This is a genomic window from Burkholderia sp. AU4i, from assembly GCF_000466765.1.
GTDB lineage: Bacteria > Pseudomonadota > Gammaproteobacteria > Burkholderiales > Burkholderiaceae > Burkholderia > Burkholderia cepacia.
In genome coordinates this window covers 1-797 of the sequence record NZ_ASSI01000279.1, presented here as the reverse complement: position 1 = coordinate 797, position 797 = coordinate 1, and the positions used below count along the sequence as shown (strand labels likewise).

Below are 797 nucleotides of genomic sequence, written 5' to 3'. Positions count from 1 at the left end.
GCTGCTGCTCGTGGCGCATCAGCACCTCGGTCGCGGTCTTCACGAGCGTGCGGAACGCGTTCGCGTCCATCGGCTTCGGGTTCTTCTTGTCGCGGCCCATGGTCCACGGCCCGACGAGCGCGGGCTCGGACTCGCCGTCCTTGATCATTTCGACGGCCCAGCCGTCGTCGTCTTCGTTCTTGATGATGCGGGCCGTCCAGCCGTTGTCGCGCCAGAGGCCGTCTTCGTGGATGGAGGTGTCGTCGGATTGCAGGTCGGATTCGGTCATGAGGAAAGCGGGGCGGGGCCACCGGAGTACGGGCGCGGGCGCAGGGCGGTGGCGCGCGGCCGGCAGGCGCGTCGCTCGCCGCCGGCGGCCCGGCGCGGCATGCAAAGGCGTCGATTTTACCTGCTGGCCGGCCGGATGGACCGTGTGGCCCGCCACGCCGGCCATCCGGCCGATGTTTCCAGGTGCCGGCCGCTCCGGGACGGCCGCTCGAACCGGCGCAAATTCAAACTCGTATTACGTCCCTGACGACCAATCCCGTTACCGTCCGATATCCCGTCCGCGTGCGGCTTCATAGAATCGTCGTTCAGGCTAAAAATAGCCTGAACGTCCGATCAACGCCAAACCGGCCGTGCGCGTTGCGCGTTGCGCGTCGCGCGGCCGATGAACCACCGGGAACCACGCATGAGGAAATTCAACGTTCGCATCGTCTTCGCGTACGACTGGCCGTTGACGCTGGCCGGCATCGAGCAGGTGGCAGGCAGCGCCTGCGCGATCGAGCTCGTCGCGGTGTGCAGGAATGTGGCCGAGC

At 67.1% G+C, this 797-nt stretch carries 2 pseudogenes; one reads left to right on the top strand and one right to left on the bottom strand.

Annotated elements, in window-relative coordinates:
• Nucleotides 1-268 (bottom strand): annotated as a pseudogene (locus L810_RS49900) (hypothetical protein); the annotation flags it as partial.
• Nucleotides 269-670: 402 nt separating this feature from the next.
• On the opposite strand from L810_RS49900, the pseudogene L810_RS49475 reads away from it, so the two are divergent.
• Nucleotides 671-797 (top strand): annotated as a pseudogene (locus tag L810_RS49475) (DNA-binding response regulator); the annotation flags it as partial.